The 24,184-nt window shown below is 41.8% G+C and carries 22 protein-coding genes and 1 riboswitch; of the genes, 14 read left to right on the top strand and 8 right to left on the bottom strand.

Going from position 1 to position 24,184, the window contains the following annotated elements; genetic code table 11:
* The first annotated feature begins 300 nt into the window (after nt 1–300).
* The 7 genes from rutA (at nt 301) to cysK (ending at nt 6,618) form a co-directional block, all read left to right on the top strand.
* A complete protein-coding gene (rutA, locus tag CDG62_RS11325) occupies nt 301–1,413 on the top strand; it encodes a pyrimidine utilization protein A (RefSeq protein ID WP_087528094.1) in 1,113 nt (370 codons plus the stop codon).
* Nucleotides 1,410–2,159 (top strand): pyrimidine utilization protein B, encoded by a 750-nt coding sequence (gene rutB, locus CDG62_RS11320; protein ID WP_087528095.1) that lies wholly within the window; start codon nt 1,410–1,412, stop codon nt 2,157–2,159. Before rutA ends, rutB begins: the two co-directional genes overlap by 4 nt.
* 30 nt (nt 2,160–2,189) lie before the next feature.
* Nucleotides 2,190–2,573: a pyrimidine utilization protein C gene (rutC, locus tag CDG62_RS11315; RefSeq protein WP_087528096.1), complete on the top strand. Its 384-nt coding sequence runs from the start codon at nt 2,190–2,192 to the stop codon at nt 2,571–2,573.
* A gap of 73 nt (nt 2,574–2,646) precedes the next feature.
* Entirely contained in the window at nt 2,647–3,183 is a 537-nt protein-coding gene (rutF, locus tag CDG62_RS11310) for an NADH-dependent FMN reductase RutF (RefSeq protein WP_087528105.1), read from the top strand.
* 36 nt (nt 3,184–3,219) lie between these two features.
* Nucleotides 3,220–4,575 carry a pyrimidine utilization transport protein G gene (gene rutG / locus CDG62_RS11305; protein WP_087528097.1) on the top strand — a complete coding sequence of 452 codons (1,356 nt, stop codon included), beginning with the start codon at nt 3,220–3,222 and terminating at the stop codon, nt 4,573–4,575.
* Nucleotides 4,576–4,620: 45 nt separating this feature from the next.
* The gene (locus tag CDG62_RS11300) at nt 4,621–5,457 is read left to right on the top strand and encodes an NAD(P)-dependent oxidoreductase (protein WP_265936536.1); all 837 of its coding nucleotides are present in this window, start codon (nt 4,621–4,623) and stop codon (nt 5,455–5,457) included.
* A gap of 162 nt (nt 5,458–5,619) precedes the next feature.
* The gene (gene cysK / locus CDG62_RS11295; protein ID WP_087528098.1) at nt 5,620–6,618 is read left to right on the top strand and encodes a cysteine synthase A; all 999 of its coding nucleotides are present in this window, start codon (nt 5,620–5,622) and stop codon (nt 6,616–6,618) included.
* A 63-nt stretch (nt 6,619–6,681) separates the two neighbouring features.
* Here cysK and CDG62_RS11290 read toward each other — a convergent pair whose 3' ends face one another.
* Complete coding sequence (locus CDG62_RS11290; protein ID WP_004693224.1) at nt 6,682–7,293, bottom strand: TetR/AcrR family transcriptional regulator; 612 nt, start codon at nt 7,291–7,293, stop codon at nt 6,682–6,684.
* Nucleotides 7,294–7,811: 518 nt separating this feature from the next.
* Between CDG62_RS11290 and CDG62_RS11285 the strand changes: the two genes are divergently transcribed.
* The 7 genes from CDG62_RS11285 (at nt 7,812) to CDG62_RS11255 (ending at nt 17,229) form a co-directional block, all read left to right on the top strand.
* A complete protein-coding gene (locus CDG62_RS11285; protein WP_087528099.1) occupies nt 7,812–8,984 on the top strand; it encodes a thiolase family protein in 1,173 nt (390 codons plus the stop codon).
* A gap of 318 nt (nt 8,985–9,302) precedes the next feature.
* On the top strand, nt 9,303–10,196 hold the full coding sequence (locus CDG62_RS11280; RefSeq protein ID WP_004979763.1) for a LysR substrate-binding domain-containing protein: 894 nt from the start codon (nt 9,303–9,305) through the stop codon (nt 10,194–10,196).
* A 144-nt stretch (nt 10,197–10,340) separates the two neighbouring features.
* A riboswitch (guanidine-I (ykkC/yxkD leader) is annotated at nt 10,341–10,440 on the top strand.
* Between the two features lie 27 nt (nt 10,441–10,467).
* The gene (locus CDG62_RS11275) at nt 10,468–11,208 is read left to right on the top strand and encodes an urea amidolyase associated protein UAAP1 (protein ID WP_087528100.1); all 741 of its coding nucleotides are present in this window, start codon (nt 10,468–10,470) and stop codon (nt 11,206–11,208) included.
* A gap of 17 nt (nt 11,209–11,225) precedes the next feature.
* Nucleotides 11,226–11,876: an urea amidolyase associated protein UAAP2 gene (locus CDG62_RS11270; RefSeq protein WP_087528101.1), complete on the top strand. Its 651-nt coding sequence runs from the start codon at nt 11,226–11,228 to the stop codon at nt 11,874–11,876.
* Between the two features lie 5 nt (nt 11,877–11,881).
* Nucleotides 11,882–15,487, top strand: coding sequence for an urea carboxylase (uca, locus tag CDG62_RS11265; protein ID WP_087528102.1), 3,606 nt, complete (start codon nt 11,882–11,884; stop codon nt 15,485–15,487).
* 241 nt (nt 15,488–15,728) lie between these two features.
* Nucleotides 15,729–16,166 (top strand): hypothetical protein, encoded by a 438-nt coding sequence (locus CDG62_RS11260; protein ID WP_228254385.1) that lies wholly within the window; start codon nt 15,729–15,731, stop codon nt 16,164–16,166.
* 115 nt (nt 16,167–16,281) lie between these two features.
* A complete protein-coding gene (locus tag CDG62_RS11255) occupies nt 16,282–17,229 on the top strand; it encodes an IS30 family transposase (RefSeq protein WP_119496091.1) in 948 nt (315 codons plus the stop codon).
* A 54-nt stretch (nt 17,230–17,283) separates the two neighbouring features.
* Here CDG62_RS11255 and accC read toward each other — a convergent pair whose 3' ends face one another.
* The 7 genes from accC to CDG62_RS11220 all read right to left on the bottom strand — a co-directional run bounded on the left by accC (nt 17,284) and on the right by CDG62_RS11220 (nt 24,160).
* Nucleotides 17,284–18,645, bottom strand: a complete 1,362-nt coding sequence (gene accC, locus CDG62_RS11250; protein WP_087527494.1) for an acetyl-CoA carboxylase biotin carboxylase subunit — start codon at nt 18,643–18,645, stop codon at nt 17,284–17,286.
* A gap of 16 nt (nt 18,646–18,661) precedes the next feature.
* Nucleotides 18,662–19,081: an acetyl-CoA carboxylase biotin carboxyl carrier protein gene (gene accB / locus CDG62_RS11245; RefSeq protein WP_087527493.1), complete on the bottom strand. Its 420-nt coding sequence runs from the start codon at nt 19,079–19,081 to the stop codon at nt 18,662–18,664.
* Nucleotides 19,082–19,097: 16 nt separating this feature from the next.
* The gene (gene aroQ, locus CDG62_RS11240) at nt 19,098–19,553 is read right to left on the bottom strand and encodes a type II 3-dehydroquinate dehydratase (protein ID WP_087527492.1); all 456 of its coding nucleotides are present in this window, start codon (nt 19,551–19,553) and stop codon (nt 19,098–19,100) included.
* Nucleotides 19,554–20,637: 1,084 nt separating this feature from the next.
* The gene (gene pcaD / locus CDG62_RS11235) at nt 20,638–21,414 is read right to left on the bottom strand and encodes a 3-oxoadipate enol-lactonase (RefSeq protein WP_087527491.1); all 777 of its coding nucleotides are present in this window, start codon (nt 21,412–21,414) and stop codon (nt 20,638–20,640) included.
* Nucleotides 21,415–21,513: 99 nt separating this feature from the next.
* Nucleotides 21,514–22,719, bottom strand: coding sequence for a 3-oxoadipyl-CoA thiolase (gene pcaF / locus CDG62_RS11230; protein WP_087527490.1), 1,206 nt, complete (start codon nt 22,717–22,719; stop codon nt 21,514–21,516).
* A gap of 93 nt (nt 22,720–22,812) precedes the next feature.
* On the bottom strand, nt 22,813–23,466 hold the full coding sequence (locus CDG62_RS11225; protein WP_087527489.1) for a 3-oxoacid CoA-transferase subunit B: 654 nt from the start codon (nt 23,464–23,466) through the stop codon (nt 22,813–22,815).
* Between the two features lie 13 nt (nt 23,467–23,479).
* Nucleotides 23,480–24,160 (bottom strand): 3-oxoacid CoA-transferase subunit A, encoded by a 681-nt coding sequence (locus tag CDG62_RS11220; RefSeq protein ID WP_087527488.1) that lies wholly within the window; start codon nt 24,158–24,160, stop codon nt 23,480–23,482.
* Nucleotides 24,161–24,184: the final 24 nt, after the last annotated feature.

Below are 24,184 nucleotides of genomic sequence, written 5' to 3'. Positions count from 1 at the left end.
GTTCTAAAATCTATACACTTTTTTAATTGGGCTAAAAAATATAAAAAATCTAGTTTGGATCATTTTTCGCACAACAATTGATCACTCTTCACAGGGATAGTGCATGAAGTAAAAAATAATTTTACTTTTTGGTAAAAAATAAAAATTAGTAAAATTAATTAATTAATTGAAAAATAATAATAAAAAATAGTTGGCATGGCTTATGCAAATATATTTTTATCAAACAAAAGGTCAAAAGTGTTGTTGTATCTAGCTTTTGATGTTCTGCAAAGAATTAAATAAGTGTAGAGGATAAACGAGATGAAAATAGGTGTATTTTGCCCGATTGGAAATAATGGCTGGCTGCTTTCGGAAACCGCGCCACAGTACATGCCTTCATTTGAACTAAATAAAAAAATTGTTCAACGTGCTGAACATTATGGCTTTGACTTTGCTTTGTCGATGATCAAACTACGTGGCTTTGGCGGGAAAACAGAGTTTTGGGATCATAACCTAGAAACATTTACCTTGATGGCTGGGCTCGCTGCGGTGACCAGTAAAATCCAAATCTATGCAACAGCAGCAACGTTGGTGATGCCGCCTGCAATTGTGGCACGTATGGCATCAACCATTGATTCCATTTCAAATGGCCGTTTTGGATTAAATGTGGTGACAGGCTGGCAAGCACCCGAATATACGCAAATGGGGATGTGGCCAGGAGATGAATATTTTGCACAGCGCTATGAATATCTTTCTGAATATGTAGAAATTTTGCGTGAACTCTGGGTGACAGGTCGTTCAGATTTTAAAGGAGAGCATTTTACTATGCAGGATTGCCGTGTGAGCCCACGCCCACAATCGGATATGAAGATTATTTGTGCGGGCCAGTCGGATACAGGGCTTGAGTTTTCTGCCAAATATGCCGATTACAACTTTGTTTTCGGTAAAGGGCTGAATACACCGACAGCCTATGCAGAAATCAATGAGCGTTTAAAGCAGCAAACCGATAAAACAGGGCGTGATGTGCAAACCTATGTGCTGTTTATGGTGATTGCTGCAGAAACAGATGAAGAGGCCCATGCGAAATGGCAAACATATAACGCTGGTGCAGATATGGAGGCCATCAATTGGCTGATGAACCAAGGGGGTAAAGATACCAAATCTGGAACAGATACCAATATTCGCCAAATGGCCTCTTCGGTTTCGCCTGTGAATATCAATATGGGAACCTTAGTCGGTTCTTTTGAACATGTTGCACACATGTTAGATGAAATTGGTGAAATTCAGGGGACTGAAGGTATTTTGCTTACCTTTGATGATTTTGTTCAAGGGGTTGAAGACTTTGGTCAGCGTATACAACCTTTGATGAAATGCCGTGAACATATCGTGGTTGAAGCGGATGCGCCACGCGTTATTTTGGAGAAAAGTGCATGAATGAATCTATAGTCTGTGCAGAATTTACTAAACAAAGTCTGAACACAAAAACATTAAAAGCAGAACCTGAACAGATTGTCTTAGCACCTGAACACACGGCATTGATTGTGATTGATATGCAAAATGCCTATACCTCAGTAGGTGGTTATTTGGACTTGGCTGGGTTTGATGTATCTAAAACAAAACCTGTGGTTGAAAACATTCAAAAAACCATTACTGCGGCACATGCAGCTGGCATTCAGGTGATTTACTTTAAAAATGGTTGGGATGACCAGTACCGTGAAGCAGGAGGCAGTGATTCGCCAAATTTCCATAAGTCGAATGCTTTAAAAACCATGCGCAAAAATCCAGAGCTACAGGGAAAGCTACTGGCAAAAGGTGGTTGGGATTTTGAGTTGATTGATGCACTCAAGCCTGAACCACAAGACTTGGTGATTGAAAAGCCTCGTTATAGTGGATTCTTTAATACTGCACTGGACAGTATGTTGCGGGTGAGAGGAATCCGAAATTTAGTTTTTGTTGGTATTGCGACCAATGTCTGTGTCGAGTCGACTTTAAGGGATGGTTTTTTCTTGGAGTATTTTGGGGTCGCTCTTAAGGATGCGTGCTATCAAGCTGGGCCTATCGAAGCACAAGAAGCAAGTCTCTATAACATCAAAACTTTTTTTGGTTGGGTGTCTGATACACAAAGTTTTGTAAACACCTTTCAGACCTCAGGCAATAAGCCTCTGGCAAGAACAGCATAAGTCAGTCATACGAAAGATAGAGAAAACCTCATGCCTAAAGAAATTATTGTGCCTGAAGGCACAGCGAAACCACTTGCACCATTTGTACCTGCAACTAAGGCTGACAATATCGTCTATGTATCAGGCACCTTGGCCTTTGATGAACATAACAACGTTGTTCACGTTGGTGATGCAGCAGCACAGACTCGACATATTTTAGAAACCATTAAACGAGTCCTTGCAACCGCAGGTGGCACAATGGATGACGTCACTTTTAATCATGTCTTTGTGAAAGATTGGGCCGATTATGGCGCGATTAATGCTGTATATGCCGAGTATTTTCCAGGCGATAAACCTGCACGCTATTGCGTACAGACTGGACTGGTCAAGCCGGAGGCTTTGGTTGAAATCGCTTCGGTTGCACATGTGGCTTAAGTGGAATAATCAAATTTTGATGTCCTGATATACGATTTTTTAGGGCATGGAGAATACGATGAATGCAAAACTGATGAATAAAGACCAAATTGAAACCATGCTGAATAACAAAGCACCAGAGGCAATGTTGGATCAACACACGTTTCGTCAAGGTATGGCGAATCTGGGAGCTGCGGTCAATGTGATTACAACAGATGGGGGGGCGGGTCAGGCAGGCTTTACGGCATCGGCAGTATGTAGTGTGACCGATACACCGCCAACGTTATTGGTGTGTTTAAATCGTTCATCTTCTGTGTTTGATACATTTAAAACAAATCAAGTACTGTGCGTGAATACGCTATCAAGCCAGCAACAACATTTATCTAATCTGTTTGGGGGTAAAACCCCAATGCCTGAACGTTTTGCTCAGGGCACATGGTCCACACTTTTGACCAATGCACCTGTATTGGAGGACGCCTTGGTGAGTTTTGATTGTGAAGTGGTACAGACCATGTCTGTGGGTAGCCATGACGTGCTTTTTTGCCAAGTCAAAGCTATGAAGCAAAGTTATGGGCTAAATGCGCTGATGTATTTTAACCGTGGTTATTGCGAGCCATTACCAATGTGCTAATTCAAAAATTCCTACTTTTACATGGAGGGGAAACCCATGCAAACAAAAGAATCATGGTTTCCAAAATTTAAGCCTTATCAAGGTGATTTAGATACAACGCCTGTGCAAACAGATGAATACTTACCCGTAGGCAAAAGCATTATCTTAGGATTACAACATGCTTTTGCTATGTTCGGTGCAACTGTACTTGCACCATTGCTAATGGGCTTTGATCCGAATCTAACGATCTTCATTACAGGCATAGGTACGATACTCTTCTTCCTCATGACTGGTGGACGTATGCCAAGTTATTTGGGGTCCAGCTTTGCCTTCATTGGAGCAGTAGTCGCAGTTACAGGCTACACGGGTGTCGGATCAAATCCAAATCTTTCTTTAGCACTGGGTGGAACCATTGCTTGTGGCGTATTGTACGCGTTAATTGGCTTAATTGTGATGCGTACAGGCACAGCATGGATTGAAAAGTTGATGCCACCTATTGTGACAGGCGCCATCGTAATGATCATTGGTTTACACCTCGCACCTGTTGCAATTAAAAGTGTATCAGCCAATCAATTTGACTCTTGGATGGCCTTAATCACAATTATTTGTATTAGTGTGATTGCGGTATTTACCAAAGGGATGGTGCGCCGCTTATTGCTTCTTTTAGGCTTGGTTGCATCCTATTTTATTTACTTCTTACTGACCAATGTCATGGGTTTTGGTACTGCAATTGACTTTGCCAAAGTTGGCCAAGCAGCATGGTTTGGTTTACCAACTTTCCATAGCCCAACCTTTGATGTGAATGCCATGATGTTGATTGCACCTGTTGCGATTATTTTGGTGGCGGAAAACTTAGGACATTTCAAAGCTGTTTCAGCGATGACAGGGAAAAATTTATCTCCTTATATGGGACGTGGGTTCTTTGCAGATGGTGTGTGCACTACGCTTTCAGCGTCAGTTGGTGGCACAGGTATGACGACTTATGCTGAAAACATTGGAGTGATGGCGGTCACTAAAGTTTATTCAACCACAATCTTTGTTTTTGCTGGTGTGTTTGCCATTTTATTGGGGCTTTCGCCAAAGTTTGGTGCAGTGATTAGTACAATTCCTGTTGCACTCTTGGGTGGTGCATCTATTGTTGTTTTCGGTTTGATTACTGTTGCGGGCGCAAAAATTTGGGTCGATAACAAAATTGATTTTACCAAGAATAGTACTTTAATGATTGGTGCGGTGTGTCTGATTATGGGAACTGGTAATTACAGCTTACAAATTGGTAGTTTTGACCTAGGTGGTATTGGCACCGCAACACTAGCAGCTATTCTTCTTAATCTTTTCTTAAACCGAGGCAGTGAAAATGAGCAGGCTGTAGAAAAGTCGGATGATCAAATCAATAGCACTATTGCACACGGTTAGGAGTACGTTTTGAGTCTGAATATTGCATTTATAGGACTTGGGGCAATGGGTTGGTATATGGCCTCCCATTTACCAAAACTGGGTCATAATGTTTGGGTGTGGAATCGCACAGTGGAAAAAGCGGTTTTACATGCACAAACCTTTGGCACTGAGCCCGTTCAAATCCAACAAGCGGTGCAAGCCGATATTATATTTTCATGCTTACCGACCAGCGCAGATGTTGAAGCTTTAATTGCATTACATCCACCTAAGTCTGGAAGTTTATGGGTGGACTGTACTAGTGGCGTGCCTATGTCTGCGCAGCAAATTTCCACTGATTTGGCAGCACGTGGTGTAACTTACTTAGATGCACCTGTTTCGGGTCAAACCATTGGTGCTGAACGCGGTACTTTGACAGTTATGGTAGGTGGCACCATCGCTGGATTTGAAAGGGCAAAACCGCTCATTCAGGCATTTGCGGGGCTGATTGAATACGTCGGGGAAAGTGGTGCAGGCTTTGCAGTTAAGGCGGTGAACAATACACTCATGGCAACACACTTATGGGCTCTGTCTGAGGGTTTGTCTATATTGAAGTATCAAGGCGTTGACTTAGCTGGCGCGTTGAGTTGTATCAATCACTCTAGCGGTAAAAGTACCATGTCTGAAACAGTGATGGCGCAAAAAGTTTTGAGCCGAACTTTTCAAAAAACTTTTGCTTTAAATCTGTTGCAAAAAGATATTGGCATTGCGTTGGATTTGGTGGAGGAAGGACAGATGAAAACTCCTATTTTTCATACAACGCAGGAACTGTTTCTAAAAACAGACCGAGAACAGGCTACACAAATGGATTTTAGCGCGGCAGTCACGGAGTTGGAAAAGTGGAATAGCCTAACACTAATATAAGTGGCTCACTTGCTACTAAAAGTATGGGGAAACCCATACTTTTTCCGTTTAAATGATTTATTTATCAAATAAAAACATATGCACGACCAAATGTCAGTTTGCATTTAAAAATCAGGGTATGATAATCAATACATCATTAAAAACAACATAGGAAACATTGCTATGACTACGGATTCAGCTTTTCCAACGCCTCATAATTTAGGGATAGCGGTTTATAGTAATAACGCAGAAGCGATTGGTAATACCCCATTGGTTCGTATCAACCGAATTATACAAAGCCCAGCAACCGTTTTAGCCAAAGTTGAAAGCCGTAACCCAGCATTTTCAGTCAAATGCCGTATCGGGGCCGCACTTATTGCAGATGCTGAAGCACGTGGTGTACTTAAAGAGGGAATGCACATCGTAGAGCCTACCAGTGGGAATACAGGGATTGCTTTGGCATTTGTTGCTGCGGCAAAAGGTTATGCATTAACCCTGACTATGCCATCAAGTATGAGTATCGAACGCCGTAAAGTAATGAAAGCTTTGGGTGCTAACTTGGTGCTTACCGACCCTGCAAAAGGCATGCGTGGTGCGGTAGAAGAAGCACAACGTTTAGTAGATGAAAACCCAGAAACTTATTTCTTACCACAACAGTTTGAAAATCCAGCAAACCCAGCTATCCATGAAGCAACTACAGGCCCTGAAATTTGGGAAGCAACAGGTGGTAAAGTTGATATTTTAGTTGCTGGTGTTGGAACAGGCGGTACGATTTCTGGGATTTCAAGTTATTTTGAGAAAGTAAAAAAACAAGCCTTGTACTCAGTTGCGGTAGAACCTGCTGAGTCGCCGATTATAGGGCAAACTAAACGTGGCGAAACCTTAACACCTGGACCACATAAGATTCAGGGCATTGGCGCTAACTTTATTCCTAAAAACTTAGACCTTGATTTGGTCGATGAAGTGATGCCAATTGATGCTGGAACAGCAATTGATTGGGCGCGAAAAACAGCAAGTCAAGAGGGTATTTTGGTGGGTATTTCAAGCGGTGCCGCGATGGCAGCAGCAGCTGAACTTGCTGCACGTCCTGAAAATGCAGGTAAAACTATTGTGGTGATTTTACCTGATGGTGGTGAGCGTTATTTATCTTCAGTTTTGTTTGAAGATATTTCTGCAGACTAATTTGCTGTATGAAAAAAAAGCTAAACATAAAATGTTTAGCTTTTTTTATGCCGTTTTAGAAGCTTAAAGGGCTGCGTGTGAAATTTTATCGGGTGTCATGAGGGCTTGGTTGACGTACAGTTTAATCAGACGCTCACGTGAACCGATTGATTTTTGATAATGCGTTGAATTGAGTAACAATGACGCACCATAGGTCACTGTCCATACATAAGATAAATAGTCACGAATGGACATTGCGCTGTCTAAAGACTTTAAGTAGTCAGAGGTCATGTCTTTAATTTCAATAATACGTTGTTCACGTATTTGGTAGAGTTTCTCAAAAAGCTCTTTGAGTTTACGTTCGTTATTGGTTAAACGTTCTTCAATAACGTGCAGTAAAATCGTACGGTTAGAGTTCAACATATTATAAAGCATGTATTCGGAAACATACGTTTTAATATCGTTGTTATGTTTTTGAGAAATTTCTAGCAGACGAGTTTCATTCAAGATGATCAACTCTAAATAAAGTTGATTTTTACTTTTGAAATGCTTGTAAATTGTACCCTTTGCAATATCGAGTTCCGTTGCTAATTCGCTTAAGGTGATGTCTTGATTATTATCTAATAACAAAGTCTCAGCCATAGCTAAAATTTTCTCTTTGCGTAATAGAAAATTCTGTTGGCGTACTGAAGTCATTGGCTTTTCCAGTATATTTTATGAGAACTATAGAGAGGCTATTTAACTCGGTTCAATATTTAAATTCAACTAAGGTCTTGGATATTACTACAATCGCTTTAAAAATATCCACTTGTTCAACAATAGAAATAAATTCAGATGCATTTTCGCATTTTTGTCCATAAATTTGATCTCTAGAGATCAAATTTGGGCCATTGCATTCCTTTTTCGTGATTTTTACACTATTGTCAGTATAGCCACTGTGTTCTTAAAGACGAGAACCTTTAGTGCTGAGGCCTTGAATGCATTGTGGGTTGATAAATAGATCATCTGTCATGTGGATAGATGTTTTATTCACGTGTGTTTATTTTAATGTCTTTATAGATGACTCGCTTTGAGACGGTAGCACTATGAAAAACATTAAAATAAGATCTGAAACGATTAACCCTTTTGTAATATGAAAAAATAGATAGGGAATGTTTTTAAGTCTCTTAATTGGGCTTAAAGCAAATAAACTGCAAAAAAGGATGAAATAGAAAATGATTGTTATTGTAGACGGTGTACGTACAGCAATGGGTGGTTTTCAGGGTTCACTGTCAAGCTGTACAGCACCTGAACTTGGTGCGGTGACAATTAAAGAAGTGCTAAACCGTTCTGGCTTACAACCTGCTGATGTAGACGAAGTCATTTTTGGTTGTGTCCTTCCAGCGGGGCTTAAACAGGGCCCTGCACGTCAAGCAATGCGCATGGCAGGTCTACCAGACTCAACAGGTGCAACAACCATCAATAAAATTTGTGGCTCGGGGATGAAAGCCGTTATGCAAGCGGCTGACGCGATTAAAGCAGGTTCAGCCGAGATTGTGGTGGCGGGTGGTATGGAATCAATGTCAAATGCGCCGTACTTACTTGAAAAAGCACGCGCGGGATATCGTATGGGGCATGGTAAAACAACTGATCACATGTTCCAAGAAGGTTTGGAAGATGCTGAAACAGGTCTGTCGATGGGTGTCCTTGCTCAAGAAATAGCAGATAAAAAAGGCTATACCCGTGAACAGCAGGATCAGTATGCCATTGGTTCCTTAAATAAAGCCGTTGCTGCGATTCAAGGTGGCTACTTTAAAGATGAAATCGTGCCTGTGACGGTGAGTAGCCGTAAAGGTGATGTTGTAGTTGATCAGGATGAACAGCCACTCAATGCCAAAGTGGATAAAATTCCAACTTTACGTCCGGCATTTAAAAAAGACGGCACGATTACCGCGGCAAATTCGAGCTCTATTTCGGATGGGGCTTCTGCATTGGTTGTAACTTCATCCGAAGTTGCTGACGCGCGTGGTCTAAAACCATTGGCAAAAGTTGCGGCTTATGCAGGTAATTCTCAGCATCCATCTGAGTTCACCATTGCACCTGTAGGTGCCATTGAGAAAGTTTTAGCCAAAGCAGGCTGGTCTGCGAGTGATGTGGACCTGTGGGAAGTCAATGAAGCTTTTGCGATGGTCACAATGCTTGCCATTGATGGTTTTCACTTAGACCCTGCCAAAGTCAATGTGAATGGTGGCGCTTGTGCACTTGGCCATCCATTGGGTTCATCTGGTTCTCGTATTATCGTGACTTTACTGCATGCTTTGAAACGTACTGGTGGGAAAAAGGGTGTAGCTGCTTTATGTATCGGTGGTGGTGAGGCGACTGCTATTGCAGTAGAGTTGCTAGACTAAAACTTTAATATCCTTACTGCGGCTACTGGAAAAATGATTTAAATATCTATAATTCGGCATGGTTGATTTCATCAAAGGTTCGATTGATTCGGACCTTTTTTGTTATGTAATATACGTACAGATCATGCGACATAAATGTTCAGGAAAAGCATCCATTGTTCAGTACAGCTAAAGGTATAATTAATGTGCTTTTATTGCTGAAATGTCTGATATTAACCCAGATGCTTATAAAAGTAAGTTTTGAGCATTGGATCATCGCTATAATGGGTAGATGATGGATCGTCTACCATCACCATACATATAAGGAACATTTTTTTCGTGTTTGAACTGGACTGTAAATTACTCAGTATCTTTTTTTACGTTTATAAGTTTAAAAGTGTGTCACTGGCGGCTGATCATCTAGAAATGAGTCAACCGACGGTGAGTAACATTCTGAATAAAATTCGCCAACATTATAATGATCCGCTGTTTTTGCGGATTGGCAATGAAATGGTGCCAACTGAACTGTCGAAACAGCTATTTCCATTGGTCAGTGAAGCTTTAAACAAGGTTGAAATCATCAATAACTTCACGATTGATTTTGACCAAGCGACTTCACAGCAACAGTTTAGTTTGGCCATGACCGATGTTTCGCATTTGGTGCTATTGCCGAAAATTTCGCAATACTTAAAGAAACATGCGCCTCATATTCGTTTGAATATCCGTCCGATCACCTCTGAAACCAGTTATCAAATGGCCAATGGGGAGATTGATTTGGCACTGGGTTTTTTACCTCAATTGGAAAATGGCTTTTATCAGCAGCAACTGTTCGAGCAGTATTACGTGGTGATTGCCGCCAAAGATCATCCGCGTTTGACAGGGGACAGTATCAGCACAGCGCAGTACTTGGCTGAGTCACATATCGATATTGATGCAGGGATGGGACATTACCATATTGAAAACGAACTGCTTAATTTAGAACTAAAGCGTGATATTTTAATGCGTTTACCGAGCTATTTGGGGGTAGGCTTGGTGGTACAAGAAACAGATGCAATCGCCACAGTTCCATACTATTTGAGTGAAGTTCTACTTTCACGTGGCAATTTAAAGATCTTTAATGCGCCAATTGCCTTCCCAAGTTATGGGGTGAAGCAATATTGGCATATGTCCTGCCATCATAAAACCAGTCATCAGTGGCTGCGTCACATGTTCCATGAAATTTTAATGAAGTAATTCTTAAAATTTGATGCTTTTTAGTGCGTATAGCGAAAATATGCGTGCTTGAAATCTAAAGTGCCCATTTATTGCTCATAAATAGTATTACGAAGTTTAAAAATCGTAACACTAGATTGGCACAGCCTTTGCATTATCTAATCTGAAAGAGTGATCTAGGGTTCCGATACATTTTTGATGTATGTCTGCGACCGAGAGTTCACGGTTCGTAAGAACTACACGGAGGGATAAAAGCCCGGGAGGTAAACAGTTACGATTTAGGCAGAAGCGCATGAGCACAATAACTTATCACGACGATAACGCACTATGGACTGAACTTTTACCGGGTGGGCATCACTGGTCTGGGCGTATTCAACGCGGCACAGTGTTACAGTTCAGAGCATTGGGAGCACAAGCTAACGTTTCACTTTTCTGTGTCAACAGCGAAGACAAGCTTGAACGCTTTAATATGCCAGATAGCTTAAAGGCACAGCATACGGCATTTCTAAGTGCAGGACATGTGCTGTATTCAGACTTAGGTCGGGTTATGGCCTCAATTGTTCAAGACGATCATGGTTGGAATGATGCCTTATGTGGTCCGAGCCGCACAGAACAAATCCAAAAACAATTCGGCACTCAAACTTTTCAAGATGCAAGAAATGAGATGTATCGGAGTGGACGAGACAGTCTGTTACTTGAAATGACCAAGTTTTCATTAGGTCAAGCCGACCTGTCAGCTACGGTCAACCTATTCTCTAAAGTTTGTCCTGATGATGCGGGCAACTTATCTTATGTTGATACTGACAATACCCATCAAATCATTGAACTGCGTTTTGAGATGGACTGTTTGGTGTTCTTATCTGCCGCACCACATGGTTTAAGCCAAGTTGTAAAATATCAGCCTGCCAATATTCAAATGAGTTTATTCAAAGCCTCCACTTTAACAGCACATGATATTTGTCGTGACTCATGCCCACAAAACCAACGCGGTTTTCAAAACAACGCGCGTTATTACGCATTTGATGCTGTTTAAGCCCGAGGAGAGTACGCATGACCAGTTTACAAGCATTTGATCAAGCTGTTTTGAATGAAGTCTGTCCAGCGGGTGAGGCATGGATGGGTGAAGTCAAGCAAGGGCAGTATTTCTGCATTATTGATCTCGAAGGCAACCAAGCGGTCGATACTTTATTTATTTCTGCGAGTAACCCTGAAGAGCGTTACAGTGCAACTGATACTTTAGCTATTAACCAGCAGATTTATCTCGAAAAAGGCACAGCTCTATATACCAACTATGGCAATAAAATCGCCACGATCCATGATGATAACTGTGGTCGTCATGACACCTTGGGTGGCGCTTGTTCATGTGAAAGTAACACCGTACGTTATGCACACGACACATTTCCGATGCACAGCTGTCGCAATAACTTTATGACAGCTTTAGCTTTGCACCCAATTGCGAAAAAGCATGGACTGAATGTTCGTCATATTGGGCCGAATATTAATTTCTTTATGAATGTTCCTGTGAGCAGTGAGGGACATCTCAAATTTGATGATGGAATATCAGCGCCTGGTAAATATGTTGAAATTCAAGCGGAGATGGATCTTATCGTGCTGATTTCTAACTGCCCGCAGCTGAACAATCCATGTAATGCCTATAACCCGACCAAAATTCAACTGATTGTACGTGAAGGCAAGGAGTAATCTGCATGTTTAAAAAAGTTCTCATTGCCAACCGTGGTGCAATTGCCTGCCGAGTAATTCGGACATTAAAGAATTTAGGCATTCAGTCTGTTGCAGTGTATTCAGAAGCAGACCGTGATTCCTTGCATGTGACTTTGGCTGATGAAGCGGTATTTATTGGTGATAGCCCAGCCAGTCAAAGTTATTTAAATATTGAAAAAATTTTACAGGTTGCCAAAGAGACGGGTGCTGAAGCTATTCATCCGGGTTATGGATTCCTGTCTGAAAATGCCGAATTTTGTGACTTGTGCGAGTCACAGGGCATTGTGTTTTTAGGGCCAAATTCTGCACAAATGCGTAGTTTTGGTTTAAAGCATACCGCACGTGAACTTGCCATTCAGGCGGATGTGCCATTGTTACCGGGTAGCCAGCTTTTAGCAGACGAAGCGGAAGCATTGATCGAAGCAAATCGTATCGGCTATCCCGTTATGCTGAAAAGTACCGCAGGTGGTGGCGGTATTGGTATGCGTTTGGTGTGGAACGAAGTTGAGTTGAAAGATGCTTATGCAACCGTATCTTATTTGGCACAAGCCAATTTTAAAGATGCAGGTTTGTATTTAGAAAAGTTTGTGCAAAATGCGCGGCATATTGAAGTCCAAATCTTTGGGGATGGTAAAGGTTTGATTTTGGCTTTGGGAGAGCGGGACTGTTCAGTACAGCGCCGTAATCAGAAAGTAATTGAGGAAACTCCAGCACCGCATTTAAATGATGAACAACGTGATTATATTCAAGGTGTTGCAATTCAACTGATGCAGTCAGTGAATTACCGTTCGGCAGGTACGGTTGAATTTGTGATGGATACTGACACCCAAAAATTCTATTTCTTAGAGGTGAATACACGGTTGCAAGTTGAACATGGTGTGACCGAGCAAGTGTTTGGTGTAGACCTTGTGGAATGGATGGTCACTTTAGGTAGCGGTGACTGGACTGCACCAACAGAGGTGCTTAAATCTAAAGGCCATTCGATTCAAGTCCGTTTATATGCCGAAGATCCAATTAAGAACTTTCAACCTAGTGCAGGCTTGCTGACTTATGTCGACTTTGACCCACAAGCACGCAATGAAACATGGGTGGAAACAGGTTCAAATGTATCTTCCTTTTATGATCCGATGATTGCCAAAATCATTGTGACCTGTGAGAACCGTGAAAGTGCAATTCAGGCCATGAGTGATACTTTGGCAAAAACCTCAGTGGCAGGAATTGAAACCAATCTTGAGTATTTACAAAACATTATTGACTGTGAAGTGTTTAAAACAGGCACACAGACCACACGTTTTTTAAATACTTTTGCATGGAAAACCCAAAAAATTGAGGTATTACAAGCAGGTATCCAAACCTCAATACAAGACGTCAATGGTCGTTTGGGTTACTGGGATGTTGGTGTTCCACCATCGGGTGCGATTGATCCTTTGTCTTTAAATGTAGCTAATCAACTATTGGGGAATCCATTTAATACGGCAGGGCTAGAATGTACATTACAAGGCCCAACTTTAAAGTTTCACTGTGATAGCCAAATCGTGATTACGGGTGGCGACATTCTTGCAACATTGGATGGTGTTGATGTTGCTATGTGGCAGACCATCAATGTTAAAAAAGGGCAAATTCTTAAAACGGGTAAAATTACCACAGGTTGTCGTAGTTATATTGGCATTAAAGGCGGGTTCAATGTGCCTGCTTACTTAGGCTCACAAGCGACTTTTACTTTAGGTCAGTTTGGTGGTCATGCAGGACGCAATTTACTCATTGGAGATATGTTGCCCATTACAGCCTATACCTCCGCAGAAACTGTTGCACTCAGCGCAGCACAAGTACCAAGCTTTAGTAATACTTGGAACATCGCGGTGATGTACGGACCGCATGGAGCGCCTGACTTTTTCACCAAACGCGATATTGAGCGCTTCTTTGAGCAAGAGTTTGAAATTCACTTTAACTCAAGTCGTACAGGCATCCGCTTAGTCGGTGAAAAACCTGAATGGGCACGTGCCGATGGTGGTGAGGCAGGACTACACCCTTCGAATATTCATGATAATGCTTATGCCATTGGTGCGATTGATTTCACTGGAGATATGCCAATTATTTTAGGACCCGATGGCCCAAGCTTAGGGGGGTTCGTTTGCCCAGCGGTAGTGGTTAGTTCAGAACTATGGAAAATTGGTCAGCTTAAAGCGGGCGATAAAGTTAAATTTATCCCAGTTTCTTATGATCAAGCGCATGTATTGAATCAAAAATATAGCGCAACGTTAACAGTAGATACGGCTGAAAATGTAGATTTTGACCCAAGCTTCCATGCTGAAATGGACACACTCTCAGACGCAGTTTTGGCGACTCTAAAAGGTGTGAATGCTGCACCTGATGTAACCTATCGTCCCGCAGGGAACAGTTATTTATTGATTGAATACGGAGAGTTGGTCTTAGACCTCAATTTACGTTTCCGTATTCATGCTTTAATGCAATGGGTCAAAGGTCAAAGTATCGAAGGAATTATTGATTTAACCCCAGGAATTCGTTCGCTACAAATTCACTTTGACTCATTAAAACTAGATCAAAAACACTTATTGGCTCTTTTGCAGAAAGCAGAAAGTGAATTGCCTGACGTGACCGCAATGGAAGTGCCGTCGCGTACAGTCTATTTACCTTTGGCTTGGGAAGACTCGCAAACCCAGCTGGCAACTGAGCGCTATATGCAAACAGTACGTCCTGATGCTCCGTGGTGTCCTGACAATATTGAGTTTATTCGTCGCATCAATGGACTAGAGTCAAAACAAGCGGTGAAGGATGTTGTATATAGTACCAATTATTTGGTGATGGGCTTGGGAGATGTGTACTTGGGAGCACCCGTGGCAACGCCGCTTGACCCACGTCATCGTTTAGTGACGACCAAATATAATCCTGCACGTACATGGACACCTGAAAATGCAGTCGGCATTGGTGGAGCGTATATGTGTGTCTATGGCATGGAAGGCCCCGGCGGTTATCAGTTTGTTGGACGTACAACCCAAATGTGGAGTCGTTACCGCAAAAACCCCGACTTTGAACAAGGAAAACCATGGCTACTGCGCTTCTTTGATCAAATTAAATTTTATGAAGTGTCTGAAACAGAACTGATGCAAATGCGGGCAGACTTTAAAGCGGGGCGTTTAAAGCTTCGTGTAGAAGATGGGGTATTAAATCTAAAAGAATACAATGACTTCCTCATTGAAAATGCGGAATCCATTTCGAGTTTTAAAGCGGTGCAGCAAGCGAACTTTGAAGATGAACGCCGTCGCTGGCATGAGGCTGGTTTGGCTGAATATGTTTCTGAAAGTCTAGATACTGTTTTAGATGACAGTGAAATTCAAATTCCTGAAGGTGGTTGTGCAGTCGAGTCGCACATGCCTGGTTCTATTTGGAAAATTGAATGTAACTCAGGAGACATAGTGGAAGAAGGAGCAACTTTGGCTGTGATTGAAGCCATGAAAATTGAAATTCCTATTATTGCACCTGAACGGATGAAGGTTGAGACCATTACCATTGAAAAAGGGCAAACGGTAAAGACAGGTCAGGTGCTGTTTACACTGGCGCCTGTCGCCTAAAGTCCAATATTTCTCCCTACAAAAAAGACTGCTTAAGCGGTCTTTTTTTTATTTTGAAAATAGGATTTATCTGGTGCTGGCAATGAATCGTTTTGTTAAATTAAGATTACAACCCATAACAAAAAATAGATTGTTATGAAATGGTTATAAAATGATGTTTTGAATCAAAATATGCTAATTTAGTGAGACGCTTAAAAACATTATGGCTTGTATGAAAAAAACATTACTCGGCATGTTATTCATGTTAACTTCATCAGTGATTATGGCAAATACGCCAAGTCAGACTGAGGATACTCAAGCATCAAATCAAAATAATATTCGTGTAACGACTCGCCCTGAAATTGTGGGCTTATGGGGAATGGAAATTCCAAATAATCGTAAATGCGTTGAATACTATAATTTTAAAAGTAATAGTGATGTTGTGATTAAAAGTGGGGAAGAATGGTCTACCGGAATTTACGATTACCAACCATCAACCGACAAAAATGTGCAACTGCCTGCTTTGATTTTACAAGTTAAATTTGACAATAACCAAGTAGATTGTTCTGGATCGCAAGAAGATCAGACAGGTGAAATGTCTCAGTATTTTGTGAAATGGCAAGGTCCATCGATCATTAATTTTTGTGCTAATGATAAAGCACAGCAATGCTTTGCAACGCTACGTCGTGTATTACCTTAGTTAAATTGTTTTATAACTTAGATTCTCAAATGAAGTGCAACAGAGATTAAATTATTGGAAAGAAGCAAGATGAGCTAGCATTTTGCTTCCGACCGACCAAAGTCAAAGTTGCATCATGAACTATACTCATCTTACCCAAGAAGAACGATATCAGATTTATACATTGTTACGTGAAGGTTTTTCTAAACGTTATATCGCTTGGAGACTGAATCGTTCACCTTCAACCATTTCTAGAGAAATCAAACGTAATCGAGCTAGAAATGGCTATTTCGCTAAACATGCCAATAAAGTAGCTCGAAGACGACATTGTCCTAATCCTAAAAGAATCCCTTGTGAAATGTGGGCACATGTCATCTCTTATCTTGATCTTCAATGGAGTCCTGAACAGATTGCTTCTCATGTTCCAGTCAGTTTGCATTCAATTTATCGCTTTATACGACAGGATAAAAACAATGGCGGTACACTCTTTCATCACCTACGTTTCAGAAATCAAAGAAAGAGGAAATACGGCTCTCCTGAAACCCGTGGTCAGCTGAGTAATCGTAAAAGCATTCATGACAGACCTATCGAGATTGAGCGGCGGAATCGCTTTGGTGATCTGGAAATAGATACGATTGTTGGTAAGAACCATCAGCAATCATTGGTCTCTATTGTGGATCGGAAGACAGGTTATTTATGGCTGAAAAAGTGTAGCTCACGCAAGGCAGAGGAAATTTGCCAAACAACCATCAGCCTTCTTAAGCCAATCAAAGATCAGCTAAAGACTATTACCGCAGATAATGGTAAGGAGTTCAGTCTGCATAAGTATGTTGCTCAAGAATTAGAACTAGACTGGTATTTTGCTGATCCTTATAGCGCTTGGCAACGAGGCACGAATGAAAATACAAATGGTTTAATCAGACAATACATTAAAAAAGGCAGTAATTTAAATGCCTATACGGATGAATATATCTCAGAAATCACTCAACGTTTAAATCATCGCCCAAGAAAAAGACTCAGCTTTAAAAGTCCGAGTCAGGTATTATGGCAACAACATGGTGTTGCACTTCAAATGCTAATCTAAGTAAATAAAAAAACCGCGATAAATCGTGGTTTTTTTATTTAAGGATCAAGACAATTATTTGTCTTGATTACCTTCAATTTGCTTTAACAAATGCTTTTCAAGGTAGTGAATATCCATTGCTTGTTCACAGAATTTTTCATCTTGAAGAATCAAATCTTTGTGTAATGGAATATTGGTTTTAATACCAGTCAAAATCATTTCATCAAGCGCTTGACGCATGCGAGCAAGTGATGTTTTACGATCCTTACCATGTGCAATCAGCTTTGCAATCATCGAGTCATAGTATGGTGGAATGCTATAGTCTTGATAGATATGTGAATCAAGACGAATACCTGCACCACCTGGCACATAAAAATTCTCAATTTTACCTGGTGAAGGTAAAAAGGTCGTAGGGTCTTCAGCATTGATACGACATTCAATCGCATGGCCTTTGACTTCAACTTGATTTTGTTCAATTTCAAGACCTAAACCACCAGCAATGCGGAGCTGTTGTTCAATAATGTCGATACCTGTCACCATTTCAGTTACAGGGTGCTCAACTTGAACACGTGTATTCATCTCAATAAAGAAGAATTCACCATCTTCAAACAAGAACTCGAATGTACCTGCACCGCGGTACTGCATTAATTTACAAGCATTTACGCAAGCTTCTAAAATGTCAGCACGTGCTTGTTCAGGTAAATTCGGCGCTGGCGCTTCCTCTAACACTTTCTGATGGCGACGCTGTAAAGAGCAGTCACGGTCATAAAGGTGAATCGCGTGGCCATTACCGTCAGCAAGAACTTGAACTTCAACGTGACGAGGTTTTTGCAGGAAACGTTCCATATACACCGTGTCATCGCCAAACCACATTTCAGCATCACGCTGTGCAGCTTGAACTGATTCAAGCAGGGTGTCGACACGTTCTACAATACGCATACCACGACCACCACCACCAGAAGCAGCTTTCACGATCAATGGGAAACCAATTTCCTTAGCTTCAGCCAGCGCATTTTGGGGTGTAACCGCATTTGCAGAACCCGGTACGGTTGGTACACCTGCTTTACGCATTGCAGTAATGGCAGAAACTTTGTTACCCATCAAACGGATGTGTTCAGGGCGTGGTCCAATAAAAATGAAACCAGAATTTTCTACAATTTCAGCAAATTCAGCATTTTCTGATAAGAAGCCATAACCTGGGTGAATGGCATCTGCACCTGAAATTTCAGCTGCTGTAATAATTGCAGGAATATTCAAGTAGCTTTCACTGCTCGCACCTGGTCCAATACATACAGCTTCGTCTACAAAACGTAGGTGCATTAAGTCTTTGTCGGCATCTGAATAGATCCCTACAGTCTTAATCCCTAAAGTTTTGCAGGCACGGGTGATGCGCAGGGCAATTTCACCACGGTTTGCAATTAAAACTTTTTGCAACATTATGAGTCCCCGTCTATTACGCGCGATAGCGGAATAATGGTTGACCGAATTGGATCACTTCGCCGTTTTTCACTAAAATTTCTTCAACCACACCGCTTTGAGTTGCTTCAATCGGGTTCATGATTTTCATTGCTTCGATAATACCAAGTGTCTCACCAGCAGTGATTGTTTGACCAACTTTAACAAATGGTGCTTCACCTGGGCTTGGAGCCGCGTAGAACACACCAACCATTGGAGACGTTTCTACTGCGCCACGTGGTGTTTTAGCCACTGGAGCTTGAGCAACAGGAGCTGCCATAGCAACAGGAGCACCAGCTGCAACAACTGGACTACGACGAGTCAGTGCAATCGATTGATCGCCTTCTTTAACTTCAATCGCTTGTAAGTCAGATTCAATCATCAGGTCGATGAGTTTCTTGATTTTACGAATATCCATGTGACAGTATTCCTAATTATGATTGCGTAGAGGGTTGAATTTTAGTGAGAGCGTAATTGAGCGCAGCGCTATAACCTTGAGCACCTAAGCCACAAATAACGCCAACGGCTTTATCTGATAAATATGAATGATGTCTAAACGCTTCACGCGCATGAACATTCGATAAATGAACTTCAATAAATGGTATGGCCACACCAAGTAGAGCATCACGTAGAGCAACAGAGGTATGCGTGAGTGCAGCTGGATTAATAATAATAAATTGGATGCCATCTGCTTGGGCTTGATGAATACGGTCGACAATGGCACCTTCCCAATTACTTTGGAAAGTGTCGAGAGAAATTGAAGCATTTTCAGCTTGTGCAATGAGTTGCTGATTGATGTCATTCAGCGTTAGAGAACCATAGACTTCTGGTTCACGCATTCCTAGCAAATTTAGATTCGGTCCATGAATAACCAAAATGGTCGAACTCATTTAGCTTGCTCCATTTATAAATTGCAATAAATCTTTGCAAGATGGCTGCAAAGTTTGCGTATTATGGCATAAAGTTCTACATTTTTTTTATAGTTTGTTTGAATTGACGTAGATGCTTAGTGCCAAACTTCGGCAATATAATGTGAATTTTGCAAGGAATTGGCAATGTTAAAAGATTACAAATTTTCGGATTATTACTCTTTTTTACATTGTAAGCCAAATTGACCAAAAGCAGCAGATTTGTTTTCGTTTTTGCCACAATTGCAACTCAAGTCTTAAAAAGAGGGCAACTCAGATTCTTGAGTCGGTCGCTCAGTCTGCATCCCATCTAGATCAATTCTTATATGGCTAAAATGTATATCAAAATAAAACTGAAGTCTGATATGGTTTGTATCTGTGCATGATCAGATCAATTTATTCTAGCTCTTTTGGTTGGCTTGACGACCATGATTAATTTAGTTGCTTAGCTTTATTGAATCAATATTGAACTTGAGAAATATCACTTTCATCAATTAAAACATCAACTTGTTACGTGAAAGTGTATATGGATGATTTTGTCTGTTGTTAACGTCTATTGAGATGAAGTCGCGATCTTTTAGAAAAAAAACAAAAAAACGTGCAACAGTAAGAGATGAATTCAGCTTTTTAAAGGGGCTTTTCAGCATCCTCCTCGCTGAGAAATTTTGCTGTTAAATAAGTAAAAGACTGTAGAAAAATTGCTGAGTCGCAGAATGTATTGAAAAATATCCTCCTATTGCGTATGGCCTTTCGCTGTGCGAGAAAATTTATAAAAAAAATGATTGGCTATTTTGCTCATTTTAGCTATGTAAATTAGGCTTTACATGATGGGATCTAGTGAGTTTAGGATTGGCAATAAATGAAATTCTGAAGATATAATTTTGAAATCATAATAATTTCAGTTTGTTTTATATACAGTTTTTGAGTTTTGATGATTTTAAGATGAACAATAGAATGAGCCAAAGCCAACATCTTTATAATAACTACTTTTACGCATTCTTATCGTTTTCTTTAAATAAAAAAATAACAGCCCATTTTGGGCTGTTTTGAGTTCAGATCTAACGTATTAAGCAATAAAGTCTAAGATAGCCTGATTGAAGGCTTTGGGCTGTTCGATATTTGAAATATGAGAGGCATCGATTTCAAATAGGGCACTACTTCGAATGTGATTTACCATGTATTGTGCATCTGAGACTGTTGTTACTGGATCTTTACGCCCTGCAATCACAAGTAAAGGTACGTGAATACTTTCGAGTTTTTCACGTAAATCCGCTTTAGCCAAAGCTTCACAGCAGCTCGCATAACCTTCTGGGCTGCCAGCACCTAAGTCGTTTGAAAGCGCTGCTACAGTTGCTGCGTTGCTTTGGATAAAGGGTTCGGTAAACCAACGGCTCGCAGCCGTCGATGCAATGGGTTCTAAACCTTGGGTACGTACTAATGACGCGCGATCATTCCATGATTGTTCATTGCCAATTTTGGCTGAGGTATTACATACAATGGCGCGGTGAAAACGTTCAGGTTTATGAATGACTAACCACTGACCTGTAAGTCCGCCCATTGAAATACCACAAAAAATGGCTTTCTCAATGTTTAAATGATCCAGTAAATGTATCAGGTCTAGACCAAGTAGTTCAATATCATAAGGTCCTTGAGGTGCAGAAGACTGACCATGCCCACGAGTGTCATAGCAAATCACGAAATAATTTTTCTGGAAAAAATTAATTTGTGGTTTCCACATGTTGAAGTTTGTGCCTAGCGAGTTTGAAAAAACGATCGCGGGATTTTTTGAGTCACCAAAGGTCTGATAGTGAATTTCGGCATTATTTGAAGTAAAACTTGGCATAAGTTCTTCCTTAATTCATTAAAAATTTTCAGTGTTTCTACTGTTGTTATCAGCAAAACGTGTTATGAGCAGAAACACCACGTCAGATTAGAAGGAGAGTTAAACCCGCTGAATAATCAACGCAATACCTTGACCAACCCCAATACACATTGAACACAGTGCATAAGTGCCACCCGTCTGTTCTAACTGGTTTAAAGCCGTGGTGACTAAGCGAGCACCTGAAGCACCCAGTGGATGACCAATCGCAATCGCACCACCATTCGGATTGACCTGAGTCGTATCATCTGCCAAACCCAAATCACGGGTCACCGCCAATGCCTGTGCGGCAAAGGCTTCATTCAGCTCAATCACATTCATCTGCTCGATGGTGAGATTGGCTTGTTTCAGTAATTTCTTGATTGCAGGTGCTGGGGCAAAGCCCATGATGCGAGGTTCAACCCCTACAGCCGTAGAGGCAATAATCTTGGCACGGGGTTTAAGTTGGTATTGTTCTACTGCTGCTGCTGAAGCAATCAGTACAGCAGCAGCACCGTCATTGATGCCTGACGCGTTTCCCGCTGTGACGGTGCCTTCTGCTGTAACGACTGGCTTCAGTTTCGCCAAACCTTCTAAAGTGGTCGATGCACGTGGATGTTCATCCGTGTTGATCACAATCGGATCACCCTTACGCTGAGCAATACTCACCGGGATGATCTCATGTTTAAAAAAGCCTTGAGCTTGCGCGGTTGCTGTGCGCTTTTGACTCGTCAAGGCAAACTGGTCTTGATCTGCACGATCAATCTTAAATTGTTGTGCCACATTCTCTGCGGTTTGTGGCATGGTTTCTACACCATACATGGCTTTCAGCTTTGGATTGATAAAACGCCAGCCCATAGTAGTGTCTTCAATCTTCTGGCTACGTCCATAGGCTGTTTCTGATTTGCCCATGACAAAGGGTGCGCGTGACATACTTTCCACACCACCGGCAATGATCAGGTTGGCTTCACCTGCTTTAATGGCACGGGCTGCCATGGCAATCGCATCGAGTGATGAGCCACATAAGCGATTCACAGTCGTGGCAGGAACTTCAACCGGTAAGCCAGCAAGTAATGCCGACATACGACCCACATTACGGTTGTCTTCACCCGCTTGGTTGGCGCAGCCGTAGATCACGTCATCGACTTGAGTCCAATCCACTGTTGGATTGCGTTGCATCAAGGCTTGAATTGGCACTGCACCCAAGTCATCGGCACGAACTGGGGCTAAACCACCCGCATAACGGCCGAATGGAGTACGGATGGCATCAATGATGTAAGCGTTTTTCATATTTCATTTTCCCTTTATCTAAAATCCCTCCCAACCTCCCTTTATCAAAGGGAGGAGTTCCCCTCTTTTTAAAGAGGGGTTAGGGGAGATTTATTATTCCTGCGTCGCATCCACTAAAGTTGCACCCGTCATGGCCTGCAATTCTGCAAAGCTTAAACCGTCGACTTTCTCAATCACTTTTAAACCCTCTGCGGTGACATCAATCACACACAGGTCGGTATAAATACGGTCTACACACTTCAAACCTGTCGCTGGATAGCTCAGTTCAGCCACGATCTTCGGTTCACCTTGTTTGGTCACATGGTCGGTGGTGATAAAGACTTTCTTGGCACCGACCGCTAAGTCCATTGCACCGCCAACCGCAGGAATCGCATCAGGTGCACCAGTATGCCAATTGGCCAAGTCACCATTGGCTGCGACTTGAAAGGCACCGAGGACGGCTATATCTAAGTGACCACCACGCATCATGGCAAAAGAATCCCCATGATGGAAAAAGGCACCGCCTTGCAGCATGGTCACATATTCTTTCCCTGCGTTGATCAGTTCAGGGTCTTCTTCACCTGCGGCTGGCGGTGGACCAAAAGCCAATAAGCCATTTTCAGAATGTAAGAACACGTCTTTGTCTGACGGTAGATAACTGGCAATCTTGGTCGGTAAGCCAATCCCAAGATTCACATAAGCCCCATCGGGAATGTCTTGTGCCACACGTTCTGCAATTTGGTTACGGCTGAGTTTTTGATAGCTCATGATGTTCTCCCGATTACACAGCAACAGGTTCAGGTTGAACCTGCACCACGTGTTGAACAAAAATACCTGCGGTGATGATGTGTTCAGGGTCTAAAGCCCCTAAGTCCACCACTTCAGAGACTTGTGCAATGGTCACACTGGCAGCCATCGCCATAATCGGGCCGAAGTTACGTGCCGATTTGCGGTAGACCAAGTTACCCCAACGGTCGCCTTGCTGAGCTTTAATCAGAGCAAAATCGGCTTTGATTGGATATTCCAGTACATAATCTTTACCGTCGATGTGACGGGTTTCTTTGCCTTCGGCCAATAAAGTACCGTAGCCTGTAGGCGTGAAGACTGCACCCAGTCCCATACCTGCGGCTTGGATACGACAGGCCAAGTTACCTTGAGGCACCAGCTCTAACTCAATTTTGCCTGCACGATAGAGTTCATCGAAGACCCAAGAGTCGGACTGACGTGGGAACGAACAAATAACTTTTTTCACAGCACCCGCTTTGAGGAGCTTGGCTAACCCATAGTCGCCATTGCCAGCATTGTTACTGACGATAGTGAGGTCTTTGATCCCGAGTTGAATCAAGCCATCAATCAGTTCAGCAGGTTGTCCTGCTGTGCCAAAACCACCAATCATAATGGTTGAGCCATCCTTTATTTGCGAAAGTGCTTCTGTTAAAGAAGCTGAACTTTTATCAATCATAATATTGTCCTAGGTACAGCGTAC

The organism is Acinetobacter sp. WCHA55 (assembly GCF_002165305.2).
Taxonomy (GTDB): Bacteria; Pseudomonadota; Gammaproteobacteria; order Pseudomonadales; family Moraxellaceae; genus Acinetobacter.
Note: the sequence above shows the minus strand (reverse complement) of the source record. Positions and strands in the feature narration are given on the sequence as shown.

Bases quoted from the DNA above. Each gene is read 5' to 3' on its own strand.
- CDG62_RS11270 (WP_087528101.1), top strand. From the start codon at position 11,226: ATGACCAGTTTACAAGCATTTGATCAAGCTGTTTTGAATGAAGTCTGT.
- rutC (WP_087528096.1), top strand. From the start codon at position 2,190: ATGCCTAAAGAAATTATTGTGCCTGAAGGCACAGCGAAACCACTTGCA.
- CDG62_RS11260 (WP_228254385.1), top strand. From the start codon at position 15,729: ATGTTAACTTCATCAGTGATTATGGCAAATACGCCAAGTCAGACTGAG.
- pcaD (WP_087527491.1), bottom strand. From the start codon at position 21,414: ATGCCAAGTTTTACTTCAAATAATGCCGAAATTCACTATCAGACCTTT.
- rutF (WP_087528105.1), top strand. From the start codon at position 2,647: ATGAATAAAGACCAAATTGAAACCATGCTGAATAACAAAGCACCAGAG.
- rutA (WP_087528094.1), top strand. From the start codon at position 301: ATGAAAATAGGTGTATTTTGCCCGATTGGAAATAATGGCTGGCTGCTT.
- uca (WP_087528102.1), top strand. From the start codon at position 11,882: ATGTTTAAAAAAGTTCTCATTGCCAACCGTGGTGCAATTGCCTGCCGA.
- CDG62_RS11225 (WP_087527489.1), bottom strand. From the start codon at position 23,466: ATGAGCTATCAAAAACTCAGCCGTAACCAAATTGCAGAACGTGTGGCA.
- rutB (WP_087528095.1), top strand. From the start codon at position 1,410: ATGAATGAATCTATAGTCTGTGCAGAATTTACTAAACAAAGTCTGAAC.
- accC (WP_087527494.1), bottom strand. From the start codon at position 18,645: ATGTTGCAAAAAGTTTTAATTGCAAACCGTGGTGAAATTGCCCTGCGC.
- CDG62_RS11290 (WP_004693224.1), bottom strand. From the start codon at position 7,293: ATGACTTCAGTACGCCAACAGAATTTTCTATTACGCAAAGAGAAAATT.
- CDG62_RS11275 (WP_087528100.1), top strand. From the start codon at position 10,468: ATGAGCACAATAACTTATCACGACGATAACGCACTATGGACTGAACTT.
- CDG62_RS11285 (WP_087528099.1), top strand. From the start codon at position 7,812: ATGATTGTTATTGTAGACGGTGTACGTACAGCAATGGGTGGTTTTCAG.
- CDG62_RS11300 (WP_265936536.1), top strand. From the start codon at position 4,621: ATGGGTTGGTATATGGCCTCCCATTTACCAAAACTGGGTCATAATGTT.
- accB (WP_087527493.1), bottom strand. From the start codon at position 19,081: ATGGATATTCGTAAAATCAAGAAACTCATCGACCTGATGATTGAATCT.
- aroQ (WP_087527492.1), bottom strand. From the start codon at position 19,553: ATGAGTTCGACCATTTTGGTTATTCATGGACCGAATCTAAATTTGCTA.
- CDG62_RS11220 (WP_087527488.1), bottom strand. From the start codon at position 24,160: ATGATTGATAAAAGTTCAGCTTCTTTAACAGAAGCACTTTCGCAAATA.
- cysK (WP_087528098.1), top strand. From the start codon at position 5,620: ATGACTACGGATTCAGCTTTTCCAACGCCTCATAATTTAGGGATAGCG.
- pcaF (WP_087527490.1), bottom strand. From the start codon at position 22,719: ATGAAAAACGCTTACATCATTGATGCCATCCGTACTCCATTCGGCCGT.
- rutG (WP_087528097.1), top strand. From the start codon at position 3,220: ATGCAAACAAAAGAATCATGGTTTCCAAAATTTAAGCCTTATCAAGGT.
- CDG62_RS11255 (WP_119496091.1), top strand. From the start codon at position 16,282: ATGAACTATACTCATCTTACCCAAGAAGAACGATATCAGATTTATACA.